Origin of the sequence: Mucilaginibacter aurantiaciroseus, assembly GCF_024055595.1 — a bacterium.
GTDB classification, from domain to species: Bacteria; Bacteroidota; Bacteroidia; order Sphingobacteriales; family Sphingobacteriaceae; genus Mucilaginibacter; species Mucilaginibacter aurantiaciroseus.
Genome location: NZ_JAMXOF010000002.1, coordinates 84,351 through 107,521 on the forward strand (window position 1 = coordinate 84,351; position 23,171 = coordinate 107,521).

A 23,171-nucleotide genomic window follows, 5' to 3' on the forward strand; every position below is an offset into this window, starting at 1 on the left:
TTTTAATATAAAACAATGCAGCTACCTTTTAGCTTTCACGTCAAAATCAGTATTTCTTATATACATTAAAAAGCACATCCAAATCAAACTGTGTCATCGTGCCCGAGCCTTCGCGCTGTACAAAGTGGCGTTTGAAGGCGCCTATTGCGGCGGGGAGGTTGCCGGTATCGTAACCTATTAAACGTAACGCTGTGGCGCTGTCGAAGTTTAATGGCGCAGGCACAATAATAATATCCGAATAATAGCCGAAACCTTTTTTAGCCAATGTTTCCCATGGAAACAATATGCCTGGGTCTGGTTTGCGGCCGGGGGCTATATCGCCGTGGCCTATGAAGTTTGCGGTTGGGATGTTGTAATCCTTTTTAAGTTTGGCCAGCAGGATAAGCAGGCTGTTCATTTGCGCGGGGGCGAATGGCTCGTTGCCTTTGTTATCCAGTTCGATACCTATAGAGCAGCTATTCATATCGCTAATGCTGCCCCACTTGCTTACACCGGCATGCCAGGCGCGCATATAATCGTTCAGCATGTGAATCACCTTACCATCTTTACCAATCACATAATGTGCGCTTACCTGTGTTTTTACAAGCGTGAAAGCCCGTACGGTTTGGGCCAGCGAATCCTGAGCAGTATAGTGGATAATAACATAGTTGGGTTTACGCAGGTTAAAGTTAACCGTGCCGATAAACTCTGAAGGAATGGGTTGGTTGAGGCTGTCGGTTAGCGTAGCCGGGTTTTCGGTCAGTAATATTTTACCAAGGCTATCGGCTTGCGTTGTGTAAACACTATTTGTTTTGGTATGCGGATTAGTAACTTTTTTAGAACAGGCGGTAATAGTAATTGCAGCTAAAAGCAGCAGAAACAGGCGGTTTTTCATGAGCATGTTATTTTGAACCTTTAGCTGCTTTTTTATCATCGCTTTCTAAGCGTCGTTCCAGCTTTTTCACATCTTCAACAGGTGGAAGGGCTTCTGGTTTTACTCCACGCTTTAATAAAATGTCGCGCACGGCTTTATTGTTGTCAACATGTTCTTGTGAGATTTGCGCCTGCTTGTTTAAATCTTTTTCGATAACGTTATGGCTGGTTAATTCATTTGCAAAATCTTTAGCCTTGATTGTAAGTGTAGGCAAAAAATCGGCAAGAGGTTTAGCAGCAGGCACCCCAAGCTTTTTCTTCATATCGGTTGTGCTGAACCCACCGAATAGGGCTTGATCTCCTTTAGACCTAATGAGCGCGAAGCCTGCACCATCAACACCACGCTCATACAAAATGCCAGATAGTTTCTTTTCAGATTTGGTCAATTTCTCCCGGGCAGAAACACGCTCAACGTCAATTAAACGTTGCTCAATTATTTCCTGCTTACGGGTTTGTACCGCAAAGTAGGTTTGGGCAAAAGCTATCGCAGGCTTTGACGGGTCACCATTTTGAGCGATAAGGTAACAGGCGTATCTTGTTAAGGCGATATCTTCAACTTCGCGTTGCGCACCTTTTGCGATCACGATCATTTTCGTGACGTCACGAAAATGATCGCGAACATCTGTGGAAGCGTTTTCTGCCGCTTTTTTAGCCTTATTTATTGCGTTTACAAAATTTTCCCAACGAGCATAGCCAAGGATTGATTGCAATTCTCTTGCGCTCCAACATTCAACCCCTTCAATTACATAACAAGCTTGTTCGAATTTACTAAGCAGTTCTAATATAACTTCTTTCTTCACCGTTTTAGTTTTACAGCAAGTTAGCTATTTTAAAAAGCTTAACAGCTGTTTGTTGAAAAAACCCCGGTACTACTTATTCTTCTTATAAAAATCCTCCAGCGCGTCCTTATACTCTTCGCGACTGAACAGGTTTGTTAGATCCAGAAATGATTTGTAGTTGGTGGTGTACTCGAACGCGTATTTGGCGACGGTAATTTTAGAATCATCTGTAAGGAACTGGTTCATGAAAGTTGCCAGTTGGTTTATGGTGATGCCAACCTCTTTGCTGTTTAGCTTTGCTTTTATAACGGCAATCTTCTCCTCGTCGTTACGCTGCTGCTGCATTTCTTTAAGGATGGCTTTGGTCTGCTCGGGTGTCATTGCTTTTTCCGGGTGCTTTATTTTATCGTAGCTGATTACAATAACGCCCGTTTTAAAGCTTGTTGGGTTTGCCTGCGCCATTGCCACCGACAGCAAGATAATAGGTATTAATAGTTTCATTTTGGTTAGGGTGTTTATTAAATTAAATGTAGGAAGAATTGCTGAAAAGCGAAAGGGGCGTTAATTCATGACAGCGCTAAGGAAATCGGTAATGTTCTGCTCGCCGATTTCATTGGTAAACTCAACACTTTCAAACTCGTGCCAGGTATGATCTATCTCGTTATCCCATGTGCCTAAATGCTGGTCAGGCACATTCCATTTGTCGGCATAGAACCAGGTATCATCAATTAGTTTTAAAATGATGTGTTTCTCAATTTCTGCTAACGCGATGTTTGTCGGGTTGTTGAAGATTATGAAACTGTGATTTTTGTAATTGGCACCATCGCGATAGGGTAAAAGAGTTTGATGTTTGGCATAGGGCTAAGTTAGCCGGATGCTGGGTTGGTGTTAATCGGATATAAGTGAAGTTAACCTTTAAAGCGGCCGTTATGGATCTTCAGAAATTCTACATCTGGAAAAAACTTCTTTGGCTCTATTAAAGATTTTCCATCGTATGCGATAAAGTTTTCTCGGATGCTTTGGATGTTAGCGCTGTTCATCAGGATAGAAGACACTTTAATCTTCAAGTCTTCAGTAATGGTTATCAATCCACGTTCAAAGGCCTTATCATGCAACGTATTTAAAGCTAAACCGTTGCGTGGATTGAGCCGATTGCCAGCGTTTAAACTCCACGGCAAAATATGGCTTGCGATCAATAACTCAGGTTGATTGATGCCAGTGATACAGCAGGTATCGGCAAAATTACTAAGCACCATTTTCCTAAATACGGTTTGGTCTAAGCGAACAACTACTTGTCGGACGGCTTCCCTGCCCACCATCGTTTCGGGTTCGACCAACTCGATAGGATTTAGTTGTTCGATAGTCGTATTTTTCTTTTTAGCCAGTAGTGTTTCGCTCTCGATAAACAACTCATCCCAATTATTCATGTATTCGTTCCAAACTTTACGATCAAGTTTACTTACGTTTGGTAAGCCCTTTACACCCCGTTCTAAAAGTTTAGGGTCGAAACTCGCGAAGTTGCCCAGTTTACGTGCGACCGCCGCAGGTGACCGACCAATAACCTCCGCCCACTCTTTAACAATAGCATTCCCAGCACTCATCTTTCCAAAAGGAATTTTAGAGTACAGGTTGATCGCTAAAAGTAACTGTTCTTTTGTCCAGAGGGTTTGGCCTTCTTTCATGATTAATCTACTACCTCGAAAAATACATATTTACATCTGTTATTTAAACACTCCTCTATTTTTAATTTTAATAGTGTGTGCATAAAATCAGAAATTAGGATAGTTCTTGCTCCGCATTCAGGGCAAGTTGTTGGTTGGTCGTTCACTAAATAATAATTATTCATTTAGTAAATATAATAATCTCAGAAGTGTGCTAAAGGCCTTGTCTCAATCTACCCTTGAAAAGCGGAACAAAATCGAATTTTTATTCTAATTCCCCATCCCAGACAAAACCATGTCAGTTCCAAACAACTCATTACCAATTGTTAACGAATGTTTGCCTGTGTGTTCATGCGTGAACGTGAACATTTCGTGAACATTAATACCGCCCGATACTCAGCAATACCAATGTGCAAGCATAGTCGGTTTCGATGCCATTTTGGTGCGCTAATTGGCGAAGTTCTGTGTTTTCGGTGCCGGGGTTAAATATGATGCGTTTGGGGCGGGTGTTAATAATATAGTCGTACAGGGGCGGTTGGTTTTGCGGGCCTATGTACAGGGTAATAGTGTCTATATCGGTGTGGATAGTTTCGGGCTTTTCGATGGGTACGCCGGCTACTTCGCCGGTTTTAATGCCAACGTTTACAATGCTGTGCCCTCTGCCTACTAAGCGGTTGGCGGCAAGGTAAGCGTATCGGCTTGCGTCGGGCGTGGCGCCCAGTATCAGTGTTTTTTTATCGGCCATGTAAGTATAACGTGTGGGGCTGGGAATTAGTTTGCAGTTTTGGTTTGGCAGTTTGCACGTTTACAATCGGGTAAATTATCTCTTTTCGGTTTGCCTTGTTCTTACAAACACCAATACCACGCACCCGCCTATCAACGCAATCCCTGCCGACGCCAATACAATGCGCCAAGTTTGATGTTTTTCTATGCCTTTTATCAACCCGATAACGCCCTGGGTTAGCAGCACAATAAAGATGAGCAAAGACGGAAGCAGTTTTTGGCGGGTAGTTTTTTCCATACCTAAAGCTGCAGTAAAAATGTTTAAATAAGCAAGTTGGATACTTTTCTATCGAAGATTGCCACGCTACCGCTCGCAATAATGCGCGGAGAGAGGGGATAGAAACGAAAAAGGCTCCGACTTATCGGAGCCTTTCTAATATTTTGTAGTTACGGTTATTTGGTAACGTACATTACTTCTTTTACTGCTTTAATCACACGCTCGGGGTTTGGCAGATATTCTTGGATCAGGGTTGGTGCGTACGGCAATGGTACGTCGCCACCTGTTATGCGCAGTACCGGTGCATCTAAGTAATCGAACGCGTCTTTTTGTACTTTAAATGCTATCTCGGTAGCAATAGAACCTAAAGGCCAGCTTTCTTCCACAATTACCAAACGGTTTGTTTTTTTAACCGATGCAATAACGGTATCGTAATCAATAGGGCGTACGGTACGTAAATCGATAACCTCTGCGTGGATACCTTCTTTTTCAAGTTCGGCAGCAGCGGCGTTAACCACTTTCATTATTTTACCAAAACCAACTAAAGTAACATCGCTGCCTTGTTTAGTTACGTTTGCTTTACCTATTTCAATGTAGTAAGTTTCTTCGGGCACTTCACCTTTGTCACCATACATCAACTCAGATTCCATAAAAATAACCGGATCCGGATCTATAATGGCTGATTTTAAAAGACCTTTTGCATCGTAAGGGTTTGATGGAACAACCACTTTTAAGCCGGGGCAGTTTGCATACCAGTTTTCGAAACACTGGCTGTGCTGCGAGCTTAACATACCCGCGTTACCTGTTGGGCCGCGGAATACAATTGGCACAGAGAACTGGCCACCACTCATCGACATGATTTTAGCTGCACCGTTGATGATCTGATCGATAGCTACCAACGAGAAATTGAACGTCATGAACTCGATAATTGGCTTCAAACCATTCATGGCCGAACCGATGCCTATACCGGCAAAGCCTAATTCAGAGATAGGCGTATCTATAACACGTTTAGCACTGAACTCGTCAAGCATACCCTGGCTTACTTTGTAGGCACCGTTGTATTCGGCAACTTCTTCACCCATTAGGTACACATTCTCATCCTTGCGCATCTCTTCCTGCATGGCTTCCCTTAGCGCTTCCCTGAATTGTATTTCTCTCATTATGTTGTTAAAATGAAGTTTTTTACGACCGCAAATATAATCACTAATGTGTAAAATGCAATCGGGTGGCATATATAATAAAGTTTTACAATTAAGCCTTACGCTTTGTTCGCATCAGCAAATTGTAAAATCAGTTCCGGGTCCGGTATATTTCCCAAATATTCGGCTTTGCGCGAGTATTGTCCAACACCGGGATAGTCGCCCCGGGCGTCGCCAATATCCAGCATCAATTGAAAGTGCAGGTGCGGCGGCCAGTGGCCGTTTTCTGTTGCGTGGCCCAAGGTTGCTATTTGTTGGTTTATGCTGATGGATTGGCTAATCTGCAATTTTACCAAACTCGCGCGGCTTAAATGCCCGTATAAACTATATAGGGTTAACCCATCCAGATGATGTTGTAGGATGATGGTCGGCCCGTAATCGCCAAAATTGTCGTTGTCGGCAAAGCTGTGTACGGTTCCTGCCAGTGGCGAATAAACGGGCGTACCGGCATTACCCCAGATGTCTACCCCAAGGTGCAGGCGGCGTGGCTCGTCGTCCGTATCAAATAAAGCGCTGCGATTATAAATGGTGCGATGCTCCATGTAGCCGCCAATGCCGTAGCTGGCATTATTATCGGATAGTTTTTGTTTGATCCACTGGCTAAAGGCCTCGGTATCGGCAACCATTTCGGATGTTAACTCCGCATTGGCGGCGGTAAAGTCAAACGGATATAGCTTATCGCTTTTAACATCAAAGTCCACCACTTTGCCAATGGCACCGGGGTGGACTTTAATGTAAGCTGCTAATTTTTCGGTAGCAAGCATAGTAGTTTAGCTTTCTTCTTCAGTATCGGGCTGGCGTGGCTCGTGGCTTATTTTGTCGAAGATCTTCTCCATCCGCTCTACATATTCGCTGGTATCATCAACAAAAAACTCCAGTTGGGGTATCACCCTCACCTGGTCTTTAATGCGGGCGCCAAGCTTATAGCGAATCTCCGACGCATGCAGTTTAATGGTTTGCAGCGCGGTTTGGTTATCGGTGTTGTTAAAAAAGCTCAGGAAGATGCGGGCGATGGCCAGATCGGGCGTAACGCGTACCTTGGTAATTGTAACCAACGTGTGCGGAAGGTAATTCATGCCCTCGCGTTGAAATATCGCGGCCAGGTCCTGCTGTATTACCCCGGCAAATTTTTGCTGACGTTTAGATTCCATAGTATTTAATAAACGCCTTTGGGGCGAATGAGTTTTTAATTATTATTTGGCGAAGGTAATGGTTAAAGCTAATGAATTGAAAATGCTTCTACAAATCTGCTTTTATCTCGCCTAATCTTTTAACACTTAAACTTGAGCTAATACCCGATGCAATTACAGCTATCATTGTAACGGTAAAAAATACCAAACCAATATCGCTTAGTTTAAAGGCAACGGGATAAGCATCAAGCACTGATAAGGCCGAGCCCATTTTAATAAAGCCGAATTGCTTTTGGATCAAACAAACAATAAGACCTAATGCCAGGCCGGTTACGCAACCGATAAAAGAGATCATCATCCCCTCAAAAAAGAAGATGCGCTGTATAAGCCCTTTGTTTGCGCCAAGGCTGGTTAGTATGGCAATGTCCTTCCGTTTATCTATTACCAGCATGGTTAACGAGCCAATGATGTTAAAAATGGCGATGATGAGCACAAACGTGAGGATCATAAATATCGACCATCGCTCGTAATTGATGGTTTTATAAAGTTCGGTGTTCTGCTCTTTGCGATTGCGTACGGTAAAGCTTTTGCCTATTCGTTCTTCAATACTTTCCTGCACTTCATCCAGGTCAGTTCCTGTTTTATAATTAAGTTCTAATGACGATACCTGGTTGGGCTGGTCGAGCAGGTCGCGGGTAAATTCTATGGGGGTGATGATGAGGTCGTCAAAATCCTGCTGGATGCCGAACACGCCGGATGGTTGTATTGACCGGAAAACAAAATCGTTCATCGGGTCGGTAGAGGTGCCCGCATTCCGCCTTGGCGAAAAGACCTGTAGCGATGTAAACTGGTTCTTTAAACTCACCCCCAAACTACCCTGCACGGTTGAACCAATCACCGCAAAATTTTCTCCCTTATCTTTCAGCGTGAACGAACCAAACTGGATGGTACTGTCCAGCATCCGTCCCTTTAAAAAGTCGTCGCTTACGCCTTTTACCGTAGCAATGAAGGATCTACCCGAGTATCGGATCAACGCCTTCTCCTGCAATACCTGCGTATAAGATACCACCCGTACATCTTTCCCAAGCGCGTTAAAATAAGGCGTGTTTGGGTCGAAGGTTTTGCCCATGCGGGGCTCTATCTTTAACTCGGGCGTAAAGTTGCTGTATAGCGATAAGATAACACTTTCCAACCCATTAAACACCGAAAGGATAATGATAAGCGCCGCGCTGCCAACCAGTACACCCAATATGGAGATACCCGATATAATGTTGATGGCGTGCGTCTGTTTTTTTGAAAACAGGTACCTTTTGGCTATGTAGATAGAGGTGTTCAAATGCGTTTTATATTACAAATATGGATTGGTTTGTTTCTCGTAGCCTATGGTAGTTTCGGGGCCATGGCCGGGGTAAACTGTACAATCATCGGGCAGGGCAAAAAGTTTTTCTTCGATATTTTTTACCAGCGTGGTAAAATCACCTCCCGGCAGATCAGTGCGGCCAATGCTGTTGCGGAATAATACGTCGCCGCCTATTAGTATGTTAGCCACTTTATCGTAAAAACACAAATGCGCAGGCGAATGGCCGGGCGCGAAAATCAGTTCCAATTTGGTATTTCCAAATTTAACGGCGCCTGTTTCGGGCAGGTAAGTATCCGGCAGCGGCGATGGCTCGTACCTTAAACCCATTGATGGCGCATAGGCCACAACAGCAGCTAAAGTATCCGATTCGCCTTTGTGGAATTGTGGTTTTAAGCCGTACTGGTCAAATACAAATTTATTACCCAGTACATGGTCTATATGGCAATGTGTGTTTAAAAGCAGAACAGGCTTTAGGTTATTGTGTTTAATGAAATTGGTAACCGTGTTTTGCTCGGCAGCCGTGTACATACCCGGGTCGATGATCGCGCATTCGCCGGTTTCATCAAACAATAAATAGGTATTCTCCTGGTAGGGGTTATTTACAAAGGATTGAACGGTAGCCATGATGCAAAAGTAAGGAAATAGTTTATACCACTCTTATGCCACGGCGAGCTTGTCGAACCATTTGCGAACAGACCAACGCGCGTCCTTCGACAGGCTTGGGATAACAGGCTCACCGCCTCTTTAATTCTTCCACCTAAAGCTCTTGATCATCAGATCCACATCCTTCTTTATAAAATTAAGTACGGGTTGGATAGAGTCAAGCCTCGGTTCGGAGTTAAAGTAAAGTGCGCCGCGCAGGTAATGGCGGGTGCTATCCGTAAGGTAAAATTGTGCCGAGGATGCCGCGTTGCCGTCAATGGTATAGTAAATACCATAAACCTTGCGGTCGGGGTAGGTAATTACGCCTTCATCTATAGAGGTTGCTTTTACGCTATGCTTAAAACTTAACTTGTGGGCATCCTCTATCAACTCATTAAATTCTTTTTTAGACGTGATAGGCTCGTAGCTTAAATGCAGTGTGGCGTTAAACTGCGGGAACTGGATATTTTGCCAGCAAGGTTTTGCCCCCCTGGATTTATCAGGCTCCACCTTGCTGTATTTTGGGTAATCGAACGTAAAGGGGCAGCCTTCGGTATAGGGCTGGTATTGTTTTGCAGGATAAACAATGCGGTAATAACCCCTCGGTTTTGGCGAATAGTCGGCGTTGCTACCGCAGGCAGCCAAAAACAGTACAACTATTAAAAGCACAAAATATCTCACGGGTGTTTTTGTTTTGAGTTCCATATTTCCCAGGCCTTTTCTGCCTGCAATACTAACATTTCATATCCATTTTTTGTAGCGGCACCCTGCTCCGCACCCTTTTTCAGGAAAAGCGTTTGTTCCGGGTTGTAGATCAGGTCAAACAAAAGGTGGTCTTCTGTTACACCCTCGTAAGGGATTGGCGGGCATTCATCCACATTGGGGTGTGTACCAATAGGCGTTGTATTGATGATGAGTTTATTATCCGCGACATCCTTAACCGTCAAATCGTTGAATAAAATATTGCCTTCGGCAGTTTTGCGGGTTACACATTTGTAGGGGATCTCTTTATTATCCAGCACGCACTTTACGGCCCTTGCCGCGCCGCCGTCGCCCAGGATCAAAGCGGTCTGGTGCTTATCCGTCAGTAGCGGACTTAGCGACATTTCAAATCCGTAAATATCAGTATTGTAACCCTCCAGCCTAAAATCGTGGCCTTTTACACCCATCTCGCCGGAGAAGGCTGCCTGTAACGGGCTTTCGGATGTAATGCGGATACAGTTTACCGCGCCTGCGGCCTTGGCGTCATGTTCAATCCAATCCAGGTATTGTAAAACGTTTATTTTGTGAGGGATGGTTACGTTAAGGCCGCAAAGGGTTGGGTTCTCATGTAGTAATTTTGGCAGGTCGTTAATATTTTCGAGGGGGTAAAGCTCGTAGGTGCAATCCTCGATCTTTTCTGTTGCAAATTTCTCGGTAAAGTATTTTTTAGAGAATGAGTGTGTTAGCGGGAACCCGATTAGGCCATAATGTTTCATTGCCGGCAGTTTTATAAAAGTGTAATATTAGCAACAATACGGCAACAATAATAGTTTTTTCTGTTTTATACCGATGCTTTCACCAGCTCTGTAAAAGCGTTCAATTAAACGGTTAATGTTTGTCGTTACGGCAAATACGAGAGGTGTAGGGTTTTGCCCTTTGTTGATGTTGGCTGTAGCCTGCATCCATTTTGGACCATAAAGGTTGCTTTTGTTTCTTTTTGATAAAATAAAAAAGCCGTCCGAAATGTCGGGACGGCTTTAAGTATTTTAAAGACGGTTTCCTTATTTAATACATTCAAATTTCACAACCAGTTCCCAGCGTTTTGGGTTTTCTACAAGTTTAAACATCGGGTCGGAGGAGTCGTTAAGTTCGCATCTGCGGATGTTGGTAAAACCGGCATCGCGTAATTCTTTCTCAGTCGACTCCCAATCCCATAGCCAAAGATGTTCTAAATAACCAAACAGGTGTTTGGTAACGGCGTTGAAACTGCGCGGCCTTACCTCAACGCCCATCATCATGCGTTTAATAAGGGTTATAGATGCTTCTGGGTCGTGCTTTACGTCTTTATCGATAATATAATCGCGCACCAGGGTTTCCAGGTCGGGCATAATAATGCGGAAGATGCCGCCCGGTTTAAGCATTTTATAAGTATTGCGTAATGCAATCCTAAAATGTTCTAACGACATATGCTCTAATACGTGCGAGCAATAAACGCCTTCGGCAGTACCATCTTTTATACCCGGCAGCCCTTTGGTGATATCGCCGTACTGTACGTTTTTATCAAATACTTGCCCAAGGCTTTTCTTCAATAAAAAACCTAAAACCGGCGTGTTTTGAATGACAAGGGTAGGCGATACATCAAAATTTTTCCATTCGGCAGGGGCGGTTTGGCCACAGCCATAATGGACGTATAACTTATTATCAGACATTTTATAAGGAAGATTTTCTTACGTTTAAAAACTTTTTTTGTCGTTTTAAAGGTAGCTGATTTGTAATGAAATATAAAGGCGTTAAGGTGTTAAACTTAGAACAATTAGCTTTTTTTATCGTACAAGCCATTAAATTAAAAGTGTTTTATTATTAGTTTAGCAATAAATACAGCAACCATGTTAAATAACCGTAATATATTATGCATTAGCGGTACCGAGTGGAACGGTAATTATATTAAAGCGGTTGTTGAACTGATGAAGGTTTTATCTACCCAAAACCGCATCCTTTTTGTGGAGAATGCCTACACTTATAAAGATGCCCTTGCCGGTGTTAGCGATAAGGATAAAATAGATTTTAAAAAAGTGCTCGGCCTTAAAACCCGCGTTTGCACCATAAAAACAGATAATGGCGGCACGGTGCATGTTTTGTTCCCGCCGTTGGTTTTCCCCGTTAATTTTTTGCCGCACGGTGCTTTGTATAACAACCTGATAAAATTTAACGCATGGCTGTTGCGTCGCGTTGTTAAAAAAGCGCTGAAGAAGCTGAACATGCACAACGAACTGATCAACTTTACCTCGTTTAACCCTGGTATGGGGCTCATGACCGGCCATACCTTTGGCGAGAAAACCCTGATATACCATTGTTACGACGAGATAAAAGGAGCGCCATACTGGCTTGCAAGGCACGGCCTGCGGCTGGAAGAAGGCTTTTTAAAAATGGTTGATGCTACTATTGTAACCTCGCAAGGATTATATGACAGCAAAAAAGACTTTACCAAACAGTGCTTCATCGTAAAGAATGCCGTAAAGGTTGATCTGTTTAAAAAAGGGTTTAACAGTACGCCTAACCCGGGCAAAAAGGTGGTAGGTTATGTGGGCACTATTGACGACCGCAGCGATTACGACCTGTTGCACTACCTGTTCACCAGCATGCCCGATGCCGAGTTTGTGTTTGTGGGCCGCATATTAAGCGAACGCGGGTTGGCTATCCTCAAAAAATATCCCAACGTAAAAATTGAGGGGCCAAAAATGCCAGAGCAATTGCCGCCATACCTGCAAAGTTTTTCGGTTGGTATTATACCTTTCGTGAAGGACGATTTTACGAAGGGCATTTACCCAATGAAGATAAACGAATACCTGGCGGCGGGCCTGCCGGTAGTAAGTACCGCTTTTGGTGATATTGCCGATTTTGCAAGCCTCATCAAAATAACCGACGATAAAGAAATGTTCCTGCAATACGTGCTGTCGGAAATTGCAGATGACACGCCCGTGAAGCGCCTTACCCGTTTAAAAACTGCCGAAAGCAACACATGGGATAAGCGCGCCGAAGAACTTTCTACCGTAATTGAGCAGGTAGAGGCTGGTTTGAAATAAAACCAGCCTAAAGCCTAATACATCAAGCGGAAAAAATTTCCGTTATTTGAGCAGCCATTTATGAACCCGTACCAACAAAAACGCCGCTGGAAATATTTTTTGCTTGCCTTTGCCGTAGTCATCGCCAGTGGGTCGGTTTTTTATACCAGTTATTTGGTGCGCAATATTGCCAAAAGCGAGCGTACACGCGCGCAGGTGTGGGCGCTAAGCATGAAACAAATAGGTAATACTTACGATAATGATTTCTTATCGTACGTGTTTTCTGTGCGGGATAGCCTGGTGGTGCCCGCCCTGGTTACAGATGCTAAAGGAGATTTTTTGTTTACCCGCGGGCTTGATGCCACCAAAACATTTCTGGGTTATGATAAAGAAGAATTAAAGCAACGCAAGCTTAGCTACGACCCGCAGTATTTTAAAGATGAGCTGGCTTACATGAAAAAGCAGCACGCGCCTATAAAACTTACTACTGTTTTAAACGAAACCTGGCTGGTTTATTATAAAGATTCGCCGCTGCTTATGCAATTAAAGATGTTCCCCTACATTCAGCTATCGGTCATCGCTATATTTTTAGTTGTGGCTTATACCGCGTTTAGTTCGTCAAGGAAATCGGAACAGAACCAGGTTTGGGTAGGTTTGGCTAAAGAGACCGCGCACCAGCTGGGTACACCCATATCATCGCTAATGGCGTGGATAGAGCTGATAAAAGATAAGTTTAATGCCGAGGATGACCCGCTGATGGCCGAGATGGAGAATGATGTGAAGCGACTGGAAATAGTTGCCGACCGCTTCTCAAAAATTGGCTCGAAACCTAAACTGGAAGATCACCCTGTTTACGAGGTAGTGAAAGAGTTTGTAAATTATTTTAGCGTTCGCGTGAGCAACAAAATAAGTTTTGAGCTAACCGGTAACCGCCGGTTGGTTGCCGGGTTAAACATCCCGCTGTTTGATTGGGTGCTGGAAAACTTACTGAAGAATGCCGTTAATGCTATTGACGGTACAGGCAACATTAAAGTGCAGATCCACGGTAGCAAGCAGAAAAAGCAGATTTTTATTGACATTGCCGATACGGGTAAAGGAATCCCGCGGTCTAAATTTGACACGGTGTTTCAGCCGGGGTACACTACCCGCCAGCGTGGTTGGGGTTTGGGGTTATCGCTTACCAAGCGTATCATCCAAAATTACCACGACGGGCAAATATTTGTAAAAGATAGCGAGCTGGGTAAAGGTACCACATTTAGGATAGTTTTAAAAACAGTAAAGTATGATAAACAAGCCAAGATCTGACGAGTACGCGCCATACGCTGAGGGGTATGTAAACAAGGTGCCTGATGGTGCCGATGTTTTGCAGGTGTTAGCAGATAACCAAATCAAAACCTACAACCTGTTTCATAACATGACGGATGTACAGGCGATGCATGCTTATGCCGAAGGTAAGTGGACATTGAAAGAAGTGCTTGGGCATATGATAGATACCGAGCGGGTGTTCTCTTTCCGCGCGTTCGTGTTCTCGCGCGAGGATATTTCCCTGCCGGGTTTTGACCAGGAAACTTATGTGTTCAGCACCGATTTTAACAGCCGCACCATCCAAAGCCTGGCCGATGAATTTAAGGCGGTTAGGGAGGCTACATTGTTTTTGTACAGAGCATTTAGCGCCGAGCAATTAAAACGAAGCGGCGTAGCCAGCGGGGCGCTGGTTAAAGTAGGTGCATTGGTTTACATTACCGCCGGGCACGAAATTTACCACCTCGATATTATTAAGGAACGATACCTTTAAGAAAAAAATCGGCCTTCATTAATTGGGCCCGTTTAAGGCCACCGTAAACAAACGCGTGATCACCGGGATAGTGGCTTTCTTTATACTTACCATCGCGGCAATGCTGTTGTATGTGCTAAGTACAGTAAATTGGTCAACAGGGGGCAGCGAATTTAAGATCCCGGTGGAATTGGATCTAAAAGCGGTGCACTGGTCAAATTACTTTAGCGGCCCTGTTGTAAAAGGCTTTTTGTTTTTTGATTTAGTGATGGGTTTATTCCTTCTGGATAACTACCTGCGCCGCAAAATAGTGGCAAAAGGGCAATAACTGTCAGGTTTTGTCTATGAATTTACTGCCATGAGATAGCACCTGCTAAATTAACAGAGCATCAAATTCGTGTAAATAGCGGCTTATTGCGTTATAACGACACATTTAAAATAAGTTTAAACATTTATTATAGTTTGGTATAGTATTTGTAACATACTATACATACTGGCAATCTTGCCGGTTAATTGTGATAAGGTTTAGGTTGAAAGTCTCCCGGCGCAAGGTTGGGAGGCTTTTATTTTTTTAAGCCCTCCGCAAACTCACCGATTTAACCTTTTCATTAAAAATTCATCATACAATTACTACCTTAGTACTAAATTATACTAATGAAAAAAACGGTTATATGCTTATTTACTATGCTAATGGCATGTGTAACTTTAAATACATACGCGCAACAGGAGCCGCGGATACCCGAAGCAAGTTCTACACAAACCATTATACAAGATTTTGGACTTGGTAAAATAACCATTACTTATTCGCGCCCAAATGTTAAGGGCCGCAAAATATTTGGCGGCATTAACCCATACGGGCAGGTTTGGCGCACAGGTGCAAACTGGGCCACCACCATTACTTTTAGCGAAAACGTTTTGGTAGAAGGTAATAAAGTGCCTGCAGGTACCTACTCATTATTTAGCATCCCCGCGAAAAACAACTGGACCATCATCCTCAATAAAACCGTTAAGCAATGGGGCGCTTACAGCTATAAGCAAGATGCCGACCTGGTGCGTTTTAACGCAAAGCCGATAGATGTTAAAGAGAAGCGCGAAACCTTTACTATGGCGTTTGCAAACTCCACCACCAAAACGTCTGACTTGTACATTATTTGGGACCATACCGCGGTACCTATCCACATGCAAACGGATGATGATGTACAGATAACCGCCAACATTGATAAGTTAATGCAGGGCGATATTAAAAAGCGACCGTACTTTAATGCCATCCAATATTATTACGAAAACGATAAAGACCTTAAAAGGGCCATGCAATGGGCTTTAGAAGCCGAGAAGCTGGAGCCAAAAGCGCCATGGTTTAAGTTATGGAAAGCACGTGTACAGTTAAAGATGGGCAATAAAAATGCCGCCATTGCAACCGCGCAGGAAGGTATAAAACTGGCTAAGGAAAGCGACGATGATGAATACGTTCGTTTGAATGAGGCCGTAATTTCGCAAGCGAAAGACTAACCATAATCAAGATATTTATGAAGCCTTAAACTTTTGTTTAAGGCTTTTTTGTTTGAAACAAACTGCTTGGGATGCGGGTATAAGTTTGTGGCTGAACGAACACCAGCTTGATTAGCGGAAAGGCGGTTTTAATGGCCAGCCGTACCCGTTCGATAGATGCGGTAATGTCTTCGGTATCTATATCCGGGTTAAACTCTACAATCAGTAACAATACCACATCGTCCGGCGCCTGGTAGGTGGATAGTACGTTTACCACGCGGATAATTGCCGGGTCTTTTTCTACCAATACCCTTATTTTATGCTGGGTGTTGCGGGCTATGCCTTCGCCCATTAATAAGCTGCGGCTTTCGCGGGCTAATATAGCGGATACAAATACTAATAGTAACCCTACTAATACTGATGCGATACCATCCATATAAGGCATGTTATAGTTATGGCCTATCAGCATAAATACAAATACGATGAGTAACCCAAGTACCGCTGCACCATCTTCAAACAACACCAAAAAGCTTGAGGGATCTTTACTCCTGATAATGGCTGACCACCAGGTTTGCCCGTTGCGCACCTTATTAAATTCTTTTATGGCGATAACAAGTGATGCGCCTTCAAATACGAATGACGAGGCCAGTACAATATAGTTCCAGAACGGGTCGCCCAGTTCTTCGGGTTTAATAACATGGTTAACACCCTGGTAAATGGAAATGCCGCCACCCAAGCCAAAAATTAGGATAGAAACAATGAAAGACCAAAAATAAAGCTCGCGCCCGTAGCCGAATGGGTGGCTTACATCGGGTTTTTTATGGCTGCGTTTTAAGCCGTATAAAAGCAACACCTGGTTCACGGTATCAACCATGGAGTGAATCCCCTCGGAGATCATGGATGAACTGTTGGTAAAGCCCCCTGCAATAAATTTAGTTACGGCAATTAACAGGTTAGCAGCCAGCGCGCTGTAAATAGAGGCATTGTTTTGAGCTTTCATACTTATATAGTACTAATGCCAAAATGCCTGATGTGTTTGTTTTGATATGCTTTTATTGAGCGTCCGCGGGTTTTGCGGGTATCAGCGTATTTAAAATATATGCGATGATAATGACTCCAATACAGCCGATAGCGTTTAACCACAGGTAAGCAACCGTATTATAATAACCCATTACGCAGATGAGGGCTTCAGTGATAACCGCTGCAATAAATACGGGTGTGCCTTTGATTTTTTTTAGATAGAAGGCCACAATGAATACCCCAAGGATGGTGCCGTAGATGTAAGATCCTAATTCGTTTACCGCTTCTAACAGGTTGCCAATTTTACTAGCATACAAAGCCATGCCAATACAAACCAGCCCCCAAAATACCGTTGCAAGGCGGGATGCGGTAACGTAGCTTTGTTCGCTGCCATCGGGTTTTAGGATGCGTTTATAGATGTCAACAACAGAGGTACATGCCAGCGCGTTCAACCCGCTTGCGGTAGAGCCCATTGATGCGAGGAAGATAATAGCGATCAGTAACCCGATCAAACCCTTTGGCAGGTACTGCGTAACAAAGGTTAAGAACACATAATTGGTGTCGTTCACGGCATTATTCCCACTGTTTTTTTTAATGATATCGATGGCGCTTTTGCGGAGGGTATCGGTGCGTTTTTCGGCTGTTTTCAGGTCAATTTTGGCGTTGGCAATTTGGCTTTCATCCTGGCTGTCGAACGCTTTTACAAGGGCTTCGGTTTTCTCCTTTTTATTGGCAAAGGCACCTTCGTATTGCTTCTCTAACGCGTTAAATTGTGGGGCGTACCGGCTTTTCTTCACCTGCTCTACCTCGTAATTATTAAAGAAAACCGGCGGCCTGTTAAACTGGTAAAAGCTGAAAACCAGCACACCGATCAGTAATATACAAAACTGCATCGGGATCTTGATCAAGCCGTTCATGATCAACCCAAGCCTGCTTTGGCCAATAGAACTACCGGTTAAATATCGCCCAACCTGGCTTTGGTCTGTACCGAAATAGGAGAGCTGCAGGAAGAAACCACCGATAATACCACTCCAGATGTTATAGCGGTTATTGGCGTCAAACTTCCAGTCGATAACGTTCATACGGCCCATATTGCCTGCCAGTTTAATGGCTTTACCGAAACCTACATTATGCGGCAATAGCATCACCACAAATACACCCGCCAAAAACATCCCGGTAAAAATGATGCTCATTTGCAAAAGCTGGGTGTATGAAACCGCCTTTGCACCGCCATAAACGGTATAAAAAAGCACTAATCCGCCTATAAAAAGCGTGGTATAGGTAGTATTGATATGCAGGATGCCCGACAGGATTATGGCCGGGGCATAAATGGTAATGGCTGTAGATAAACCCCGCTGGATAAGGAACAGGATAGAGGTAAGCGCGCGGGTTTTTAAATCAAATCGTTGCTCTAAAAACTCGTAAGCGGTATAAACTTTAAGCTTGTGGAATATCGGCACAAAGGTGATACACAGCACGATCATGGCCAGCGGCAGGCCGAAGTAGAATTGCACAAAGCGCATCCCATCACTATAGGCTTGCCCGGGGGCGGATAGGAAGGTAATGGCACTGGCTTGTGTGGCCATTACCGATAGCCCTACATGGTACCACGGCAGCGAACGATTGCCATGGTATTGGTCTATATTTTTACTGGTGCCGCTTTTCCACACGCCATAAATCACGATGGCGAGCAGCGTTGTGCCCAGTACTATCCAGTCGGTTAAGCTCATTCAAAAGATTTAGTGATGAGCCAAAATACCAGGATCAAAAAAACCAGCCATACGATAACAATACCGTAAAACTGGTTCCAGTTTTTTATAAAAGAAGGGAGATCGGTATGCTCAGACCTTTTCACGGCCTTTAACCAGGAATTTGATGAAGACAGCAGCGGTTAACAAGCCGAAAACACCACCTACAGGGATCCAGATAAAGCCTCTTTCTATAATTGCACCAACAAACATACCGGTTAACAAGGCAACCAGGTAAAATACGTAATCGTAATTTTTTTCTTCGTGGTGATGTGGGTGTTGATGATGTGACATAGTATGATATTAAATATGATGCTGCAAATTTATATTATTAAAGTATTGATGCCTAATGATTTTTTAGAAAGCAGGTACTAATAAATAAAAGCACATTTGATTGTTTATCTGTTTGAAACGGCAATAATTCGATTTAATTATACCTTATGTTTATTTTGGTCAAAGCCGATAATCTTCTTACCTAAGTCCAGCCATAATAAGACGGCAATGAATATCAAATTATGTTTCATTGCCGTTGGCTTCAGCCAAGGGAGCATAAAATAAAAGTGCTGGCTTTAGCAAAATTCCAACTAAGCTTTAACGATATGCCATCCATATGCTTTCATAAATTCATTTACCTCTTCATCAAAAGATTTTTTGGCGTGGTGCTTTTCTTGATTCTTAATATAGTTTACAACCGGTTCAACTTGAGACTCACTTACCGAAACAGCAAAATAATCATCTTGCCAACCAAAAGGCTCATCGAAAAATTCTTGCTTGTTCACCCAGTAAGAGGATTCGCCTTTGATAAGCTGCGCTAATTTAGAAATGCTTTGATCTTTTCCTAAAGATATTAGGCAATGAATATGATCAGTGTAACCATTTATAGCCTGTAAAAAGATATCTTTCTCTTTACAATTCTCAATGATGTGCTGATGCAACTTATATCTAAGTTCTTGCTTCAACCAGGGATGCCTATTTTTAGTTGAAAATACTAAATGGATCCAGATTTTTACGAATGACATGCTTATTGGTTTGGCTAAAGCCAAGATAAGAAAATTCTTTATCCGCCACATAAATGGGACGGCAATGATAGATTTGATATTGCAATTCCGTTGGCTTCAGCAAAACGGATTGATGTTACTTATTGGTTTGGCTAAAGCCAGGATATTAAAATTCTTTACCCTCCCCATAAATGGGACGGCAATGATAGATTTGATATTGCAATTCCGTTGGCTTCAGCAAAACGGATTAATGTTACTTATTGGGTTGGCTAAAGCCAGGATATTAAAACCCTTTATCCGCCCCATAAATGGGACGGCAATGATAGATTTGATATTGCAATTCCGTTGGCTTCAGCAAAACGGATTGATGTTACTTATTGGTTTGGCTAAAGCCAGGATATTAAAATTCTTTACCCTCCCCATAAATGGGACGGCAATGATAGATTTGATATTGCAATGCCGTTGGCTTCAGCAAAACGGATTGATGTTACTTATTGGTTTGGCTAAAGCCAGGATAGGAAAATTCTTTACCCGCCCCATAAATGGGACGGCAATGATAGATTTGATATTGCAATGCCGTTGGCTTCAGCAAAACGGATTAATGTTACTTATTGGGTTGGCTAAAGCCAGGATATTAAAATTCTTTACCCTCCCCATAAATGGGACGGCAATGATAGATTTGATATTGCAATTCCGTTGGCTTCAGCAAAACGGATTGATGTTACTTATTGGTTTGGCTAAAGCCAAGATAGGAAAATTCTTTATCCGCCCCATAAATGGGACGGCAATGATAGATTTGATATTGCAATTCCGTTGGCTTCAGCAAAACGGATTGATGTTACTTATTGGTTTGGCTAAATCCAGGATATTAAAACTCTTTACCCGCCCCATAAATGGGACGGCAATGATAGGTATAATATTAATTGCCGTTGGCTTTAGCCAACGGATTATAGGCATACAGATAGGTGGCTTTAGCCAAATAATAATTTAGCCTTTTCGACAGATTATTCTGGCTTGCTTAACAAATTAACAAACAGGCGGTATGCGCCCGGGACGCCGGCCGGCAGTTCCCTGAAGAATGCCAGCGACGTATACACAAAACGCCCTTTTCCTAAATTTGTTACAATGAGCGAACCTTTATTTGGTGCCATGCCGGTATCGTTCATTTGCAGGGGCGTGCTGTAATGGCTGTCGATATTATCAACAAAGTATAAACCGCGTTCCTGGATCCAGTCGTTAAAATCGGCATTGGTTATTTTGTTAGGGTAGTTTAGTACCGGGCTCGTTGGCTCGGCGAAGATTACTTTGGCATCTTCCTCGGTAACGCGTTGGTTAACAACGGTGAACGGGTACGGGCCAATGTTGCGGGTAACCAGGCCGTTGTTGTTATTGTATTGCACCACCAGGTTGCCACCATTTTTCACATATTCCATCAATTTAGGCTGCCCATAAGCAAGGCGCTCATTTACGTTATAGGCACGTACGCCGGTTACAATGGCATCGTAAACGGATAGGTCGCCGTTGATGATCTCACTTTCGGTAAGGGCATGTACATCGTAACCAACTTCGCGTAAGGATTCGGGGATTAGGTCACCGGCACCGGCAATATAGCCTATTTTTTTACCCGCGGTTTTTAGATCAATGTTTACCAATTTGGCCTGCGCCGGAGGGAAGATAGTGATGGCAGGCACGTGATTGTACCTAATATTCAATAATCCCTGCGAAAACGTTTTGCCGTTGGCGATAACATCTGCCTGTAAAACGACCGTGTTGGTTTTACTATCCGTTGGCGATACGGTGAAAGCTACCGTCCATTCGTCGCCTTTATTTTTGCCTGTGTAATCAATTTTAGCCGGATTGATCTTCCAACCCGCCAATGGTTTTAAGCTGATGCTGCCGCTTGTATTGGTAAAGCTTTTTAGTTTGATTTGTACCGTTTGTGGCTGGGTATTGTTAAAAGCGTAAACTTTCTCGGCAATATTAGCGGTAACTGGTGGCGCTATTTCTAATGGCTGGTAGATCTCACCACGGGCAGGGTCAACGTATTTAAAGACTAATTTACGGTCATATGAAATCTCTTTACCTGCAATTGTAAATTTAAAAGTTACCGTTGGCGCATCAGGGTTTTCAGGGTTGCCGACTTTCAAATCATCATTAATGGTATAACTACCAATAGCGTGTGGTGTTTCCAGCCAGTAAGGTTGCGAAAGTTTATCTATAACCCTGGGCTCCAAATTATAAGTTTTTAATTTATTGGCCTCTAATATAAATCCATGTGGATTTGAAACGTTTAATATCGTATTGTCATTATCAATAGTTAGTAAGCTTATTGGAAGATTATTTGGTGTATAAATTTGTGCCGTAGCGGTTATCTTATCACCCACAGCGTAAGCAGGATCCGCTACATACGCCTCAAACCATAATCCCGCGCAAGCGGCAATAATATCTTTTAGTTCTTTTGTTTTTTGCTTGTGCCAGTAATTGTATGCGGTATTAGCACCTTCGGTAAGCCTAACAGTTTGGAAGGCTTTGTTGGTTGCCACATTTTGATCAACATCGCCCAATAAAGCAACCAATGCCGGTACTGATGCCTGTGGTGCATTGCTATTAAATGCGTTGGTTATGGCAGCTATCTTTTGCGCTATCGGTGTGCCAAAAGGCGTCCTGGTCCAGGTAACATCAACGCCGTCCATCAGGTCGGTTTTTGGGGTATCGCCAAGGATGGTCTTAAAATATTCAAAGGCATCGCCACGTTGCTTGGCCGAGCCGAAGCCTTGTGTTTTGTGGTTACTGCGGCTTTCGGCAGCTATTTCGCCATAGCTTTTACCAAGTATCGGGTTGTAACCACCAACGTTGATCTTAAACTGATCTGGCGAGGTGGTATTTGTACTGCCAAAATTAAACGTGTTCCAAAGCAGGCGTTTGGCTTGCCATACAGTTGTATATTTTAATTGTTCGGGGTAGCGTTTTGGGTCGGCTGCGGCGCTGAAAGCTTCCTGCGCTAACATGGCCGATGCGGTATGGTTACCGTGGCCGCCCTCGCCGGTTGTAGGGAAACGGCAGATCATCACATCGGGCCTAAAATTGCGGATCACCCAAACCATGTCGCCCAGCACCTTATCCTTATCCCAAAATTTCAAAGTTTCTTCGGGGTTCTTAGAAAAACCAAAATCATTTGCGCGACTAAAAAACTGCTCCGCGCCATCCATACGGCGGGCGGCCAATAGCTCTTGCGTACGAATCAGCCCTAACAGTTCGCCCTGCTCGGTACCTATCAGGTTTTGTCCGCCATCGCCACGGGTAAGCGATAAATAGCCGGTGCGATAATGTTTCTCCTGCGCCAGGTAGCCCAGCAAGCGGGTGTTCTCGTCATCGGGGTGGGCGGCTATGTATAACACGCTGCCCAAAACGTTCAGCTTTTTTAAATTTTGCTGAATGGTGCCGATATCCGACGGTGGCGCGGTTTGCGAGAATACTTTGGCGTAAGCAAAAAACAGTATAAGGGTTACAGGCAGTATGCGCTTCATAGCCACAAATATATCTGAAAGAAGCATTTACGCAATATTTGGTATGATAATTATACCGTCATAATTACATTTTCTCCCTCTTATTTAATCGATTGATTGAAATTACAATTTGATGATAAAAGCCTCTTTTATTAATCAATCGATTAATTAGTTTTGCACGGGACAAAAA

26 protein-coding genes are annotated in these 23,171 nt (G+C 43.4%); 6 read left to right on the forward strand and 20 right to left on the reverse strand.

Going from position 1 to position 23,171, the window contains the following annotated elements:
• Nucleotides 1-46 precede the first annotated feature (46 nt).
• From NAF17_RS08450 to NAF17_RS08515, 15 genes are all read right to left on the reverse strand, one after another.
• Nucleotides 47-874 carry an N-acetylmuramoyl-L-alanine amidase gene (locus NAF17_RS08450; RefSeq protein WP_252757565.1) on the reverse strand — a complete coding sequence of 276 codons (828 nt, stop codon included), beginning with the start codon at nt 872-874 and terminating at the stop codon, nt 47-49.
• Nucleotides 875-881: 7 nt separating this feature from the next.
• Nucleotides 882-1,712 carry a DNA damage-inducible protein D gene (gene dinD / locus NAF17_RS08455; protein WP_252757566.1) on the reverse strand — a complete coding sequence of 277 codons (831 nt, stop codon included), beginning with the start codon at nt 1,710-1,712 and terminating at the stop codon, nt 882-884.
• A gap of 69 nt (nt 1,713-1,781) precedes the next feature.
• Nucleotides 1,782-2,192 carry a DUF4476 domain-containing protein gene (locus NAF17_RS08460; protein ID WP_252757567.1) on the reverse strand — a complete coding sequence of 137 codons (411 nt, stop codon included), beginning with the start codon at nt 2,190-2,192 and terminating at the stop codon, nt 1,782-1,784.
• A gap of 60 nt (nt 2,193-2,252) precedes the next feature.
• The gene (locus NAF17_RS18095; RefSeq protein WP_256474476.1) at nt 2,253-2,384 is read right to left on the reverse strand and encodes a hypothetical protein; all 132 of its coding nucleotides are present in this window, start codon (nt 2,382-2,384) and stop codon (nt 2,253-2,255) included.
• A gap of 215 nt (nt 2,385-2,599) precedes the next feature.
• Nucleotides 2,600-3,373: an HNH endonuclease gene (locus NAF17_RS08465; RefSeq protein ID WP_252757568.1), complete on the reverse strand. Its 774-nt coding sequence runs from the start codon at nt 3,371-3,373 to the stop codon at nt 2,600-2,602.
• 358 nt (nt 3,374-3,731) lie between these two features.
• Nucleotides 3,732-4,097: a CoA-binding protein gene (locus NAF17_RS08470; RefSeq protein ID WP_252757569.1), complete on the reverse strand. Its 366-nt coding sequence runs from the start codon at nt 4,095-4,097 to the stop codon at nt 3,732-3,734.
• A gap of 75 nt (nt 4,098-4,172) precedes the next feature.
• On the reverse strand, nt 4,173-4,373 hold the full coding sequence (locus tag NAF17_RS08475; protein ID WP_252757570.1) for a hypothetical protein: 201 nt from the start codon (nt 4,371-4,373) through the stop codon (nt 4,173-4,175).
• 155 nt (nt 4,374-4,528) lie between these two features.
• The gene (locus NAF17_RS08480; RefSeq protein WP_252757571.1) at nt 4,529-5,512 is read right to left on the reverse strand and encodes a pyruvate dehydrogenase complex E1 component subunit beta; all 984 of its coding nucleotides are present in this window, start codon (nt 5,510-5,512) and stop codon (nt 4,529-4,531) included.
• Between the two features lie 98 nt (nt 5,513-5,610).
• Nucleotides 5,611-6,315 (reverse strand): peptidoglycan DD-metalloendopeptidase family protein, encoded by a 705-nt coding sequence (locus tag NAF17_RS08485; protein WP_252757572.1) that lies wholly within the window; start codon nt 6,313-6,315, stop codon nt 5,611-5,613.
• Between the two features lie 6 nt (nt 6,316-6,321).
• Nucleotides 6,322-6,702, reverse strand: a complete 381-nt coding sequence (gene rbfA / locus NAF17_RS08490) for a 30S ribosome-binding factor RbfA (protein ID WP_252757573.1) — start codon at nt 6,700-6,702, stop codon at nt 6,322-6,324.
• A gap of 88 nt (nt 6,703-6,790) precedes the next feature.
• Nucleotides 6,791-8,017 carry an FtsX-like permease family protein gene (locus NAF17_RS08495; RefSeq protein WP_252757574.1) on the reverse strand — a complete coding sequence of 409 codons (1,227 nt, stop codon included), beginning with the start codon at nt 8,015-8,017 and terminating at the stop codon, nt 6,791-6,793.
• Between the two features lie 12 nt (nt 8,018-8,029).
• Nucleotides 8,030-8,665: an MBL fold metallo-hydrolase gene (locus NAF17_RS08500; RefSeq protein ID WP_252757575.1), complete on the reverse strand. Its 636-nt coding sequence runs from the start codon at nt 8,663-8,665 to the stop codon at nt 8,030-8,032.
• Nucleotides 8,666-8,785: 120 nt separating this feature from the next.
• Nucleotides 8,786-9,388, reverse strand: coding sequence for a gliding motility lipoprotein GldD (gldD, locus tag NAF17_RS08505; protein WP_252757576.1), 603 nt, complete (start codon nt 9,386-9,388; stop codon nt 8,786-8,788).
• Nucleotides 9,361-10,161: a shikimate dehydrogenase family protein gene (locus tag NAF17_RS08510; RefSeq protein WP_252757577.1), complete on the reverse strand. Its 801-nt coding sequence runs from the start codon at nt 10,159-10,161 to the stop codon at nt 9,361-9,363. Before NAF17_RS08510 ends, gldD begins: the two co-directional genes overlap by 28 nt.
• Nucleotides 10,162-10,446: 285 nt before the next feature.
• The gene (locus NAF17_RS08515) at nt 10,447-11,094 is read right to left on the reverse strand and encodes a class I SAM-dependent methyltransferase (RefSeq protein WP_252757578.1); all 648 of its coding nucleotides are present in this window, start codon (nt 11,092-11,094) and stop codon (nt 10,447-10,449) included.
• 177 nt (nt 11,095-11,271) lie between these two features.
• Here NAF17_RS08515 and NAF17_RS08520 point away from each other — a divergent pair, with 177 nt between their 5' ends.
• The 5 genes from NAF17_RS08520 to NAF17_RS08540 all read left to right on the forward strand — a co-directional run bounded on the left by NAF17_RS08520 (nt 11,272) and on the right by NAF17_RS08540 (nt 15,730).
• Nucleotides 11,272-12,468: a glycosyltransferase gene (locus tag NAF17_RS08520; RefSeq protein WP_252757579.1), complete on the forward strand. Its 1,197-nt coding sequence runs from the start codon at nt 11,272-11,274 to the stop codon at nt 12,466-12,468.
• Nucleotides 12,469-12,528: 60 nt separating this feature from the next.
• Nucleotides 12,529-13,752: a sensor histidine kinase gene (locus NAF17_RS08525; RefSeq protein ID WP_252757580.1), complete on the forward strand. Its 1,224-nt coding sequence runs from the start codon at nt 12,529-12,531 to the stop codon at nt 13,750-13,752.
• Nucleotides 13,730-14,242 (forward strand): DinB family protein, encoded by a 513-nt coding sequence (locus NAF17_RS08530; RefSeq protein ID WP_252757581.1) that lies wholly within the window; start codon nt 13,730-13,732, stop codon nt 14,240-14,242. The genes NAF17_RS08525 and NAF17_RS08530 overlap by 23 nt, the downstream gene beginning before the upstream one ends.
• A 55-nt stretch (nt 14,243-14,297) precedes the next feature.
• Complete coding sequence (locus NAF17_RS08535; RefSeq protein WP_252757582.1) at nt 14,298-14,549, forward strand: hypothetical protein; 252 nt, start codon at nt 14,298-14,300, stop codon at nt 14,547-14,549.
• A gap of 326 nt (nt 14,550-14,875) precedes the next feature.
• Nucleotides 14,876-15,730 carry a DUF2911 domain-containing protein gene (locus tag NAF17_RS08540; RefSeq protein WP_252757583.1) on the forward strand — a complete coding sequence of 285 codons (855 nt, stop codon included), beginning with the start codon at nt 14,876-14,878 and terminating at the stop codon, nt 15,728-15,730.
• 37 nt (nt 15,731-15,767) lie between these two features.
• Here NAF17_RS08540 and NAF17_RS08545 read toward each other — a convergent pair whose 3' ends face one another.
• From NAF17_RS08545 to tnpA, 4 genes are all read right to left on the reverse strand, one after another.
• Nucleotides 15,768-16,709 carry a cation diffusion facilitator family transporter gene (locus NAF17_RS08545; protein ID WP_252757584.1) on the reverse strand — a complete coding sequence of 314 codons (942 nt, stop codon included), beginning with the start codon at nt 16,707-16,709 and terminating at the stop codon, nt 15,768-15,770.
• Nucleotides 16,710-16,761: 52 nt separating this feature from the next.
• A complete protein-coding gene (locus tag NAF17_RS08550; RefSeq protein WP_252757585.1) occupies nt 16,762-18,459 on the reverse strand; it encodes a sodium:solute symporter family protein in 1,698 nt (565 codons plus the stop codon).
• A gap of 111 nt (nt 18,460-18,570) precedes the next feature.
• Entirely contained in the window at nt 18,571-18,771 is a 201-nt protein-coding gene (locus tag NAF17_RS08555; RefSeq protein ID WP_252757586.1) for a hypothetical protein, read from the reverse strand.
• 290 nt (nt 18,772-19,061) lie between these two features.
• The gene (gene tnpA / locus NAF17_RS08560) at nt 19,062-19,496 is read right to left on the reverse strand and encodes an IS200/IS605 family transposase (RefSeq protein ID WP_252757587.1); all 435 of its coding nucleotides are present in this window, start codon (nt 19,494-19,496) and stop codon (nt 19,062-19,064) included.
• Between the two features lie 64 nt (nt 19,497-19,560).
• Here tnpA and NAF17_RS08565 point away from each other — a divergent pair, with 64 nt between their 5' ends.
• The gene (locus NAF17_RS08565) at nt 19,561-20,466 is read left to right on the forward strand and encodes a hypothetical protein (protein WP_252757588.1); all 906 of its coding nucleotides are present in this window, start codon (nt 19,561-19,563) and stop codon (nt 20,464-20,466) included.
• A 13-nt stretch (nt 20,467-20,479) separates the two neighbouring features.
• Here the strand turns inward: NAF17_RS08565 and NAF17_RS08570 are convergent, their stop codons facing one another.
• Nucleotides 20,480-23,029, reverse strand: coding sequence for a PIG-L family deacetylase (locus tag NAF17_RS08570; protein WP_252757589.1), 2,550 nt, complete (start codon nt 23,027-23,029; stop codon nt 20,480-20,482).
• Nucleotides 23,030-23,171 lie beyond the last annotated feature (142 nt).

Coding starts and splice junctions, on each gene's coding strand:
- NAF17_RS08545 (WP_252757584.1), bottom strand. CDS start 16,709: ATGAAAGCTCAAAACAATGCCTCTATTTACAGCGCGCTGGCTGCTAAC.
- NAF17_RS08500 (WP_252757575.1), bottom strand. CDS start 8,665: ATGGCTACCGTTCAATCCTTTGTAAATAACCCCTACCAGGAGAATACC.
- NAF17_RS08570 (WP_252757589.1), bottom strand. CDS start 23,029: ATGCTTCTTTCAGATATATTTGTGGCTATGAAGCGCATACTGCCTGTA.
- rbfA (WP_252757573.1), bottom strand. CDS start 6,702: ATGGAATCTAAACGTCAGCAAAAATTTGCCGGGGTAATACAGCAGGAC.
- NAF17_RS08460 (WP_252757567.1), bottom strand. CDS start 2,192: ATGAAACTATTAATACCTATTATCTTGCTGTCGGTGGCAATGGCGCAG.
- NAF17_RS08525 (WP_252757580.1), top strand. CDS start 12,529: ATGAACCCGTACCAACAAAAACGCCGCTGGAAATATTTTTTGCTTGCC.
- NAF17_RS08470 (WP_252757569.1), bottom strand. CDS start 4,097: ATGGCCGATAAAAAAACACTGATACTGGGCGCCACGCCCGACGCAAGC.
- tnpA (WP_252757587.1), bottom strand. CDS start 19,496: ATGTCATTCGTAAAAATCTGGATCCATTTAGTATTTTCAACTAAAAAT.
- NAF17_RS08485 (WP_252757572.1), bottom strand. CDS start 6,315: ATGCTTGCTACCGAAAAATTAGCAGCTTACATTAAAGTCCACCCCGGT.
- NAF17_RS08565 (WP_252757588.1), top strand. CDS start 19,561: ATGATAGATTTGATATTGCAATTCCGTTGGCTTCAGCAAAACGGATTG.
- NAF17_RS08550 (WP_252757585.1), bottom strand. CDS start 18,459: ATGAGCTTAACCGACTGGATAGTACTGGGCACAACGCTGCTCGCCATC.
- NAF17_RS08480 (WP_252757571.1), bottom strand. CDS start 5,512: ATGAGAGAAATACAATTCAGGGAAGCGCTAAGGGAAGCCATGCAGGAA.
- gldD (WP_252757576.1), bottom strand. CDS start 9,388: ATGGAACTCAAAACAAAAACACCCGTGAGATATTTTGTGCTTTTAATA.
- NAF17_RS08450 (WP_252757565.1), bottom strand. CDS start 874: ATGAAAAACCGCCTGTTTCTGCTGCTTTTAGCTGCAATTACTATTACC.
- NAF17_RS08540 (WP_252757583.1), top strand. CDS start 14,876: ATGAAAAAAACGGTTATATGCTTATTTACTATGCTAATGGCATGTGTA.
- NAF17_RS08465 (WP_252757568.1), bottom strand. CDS start 3,373: ATGAAAGAAGGCCAAACCCTCTGGACAAAAGAACAGTTACTTTTAGCG.
- NAF17_RS08475 (WP_252757570.1), bottom strand. CDS start 4,373: ATGGAAAAAACTACCCGCCAAAAACTGCTTCCGTCTTTGCTCATCTTT.
- NAF17_RS08555 (WP_252757586.1), bottom strand. CDS start 18,771: ATGTCACATCATCAACACCCACATCACCACGAAGAAAAAAATTACGAT.
- NAF17_RS08515 (WP_252757578.1), bottom strand. CDS start 11,094: ATGTCTGATAATAAGTTATACGTCCATTATGGCTGTGGCCAAACCGCC.
- NAF17_RS08520 (WP_252757579.1), top strand. CDS start 11,272: ATGTTAAATAACCGTAATATATTATGCATTAGCGGTACCGAGTGGAAC.
- NAF17_RS08510 (WP_252757577.1), bottom strand. CDS start 10,161: ATGAAACATTATGGCCTAATCGGGTTCCCGCTAACACACTCATTCTCT.
- NAF17_RS08530 (WP_252757581.1), top strand. CDS start 13,730: ATGATAAACAAGCCAAGATCTGACGAGTACGCGCCATACGCTGAGGGG.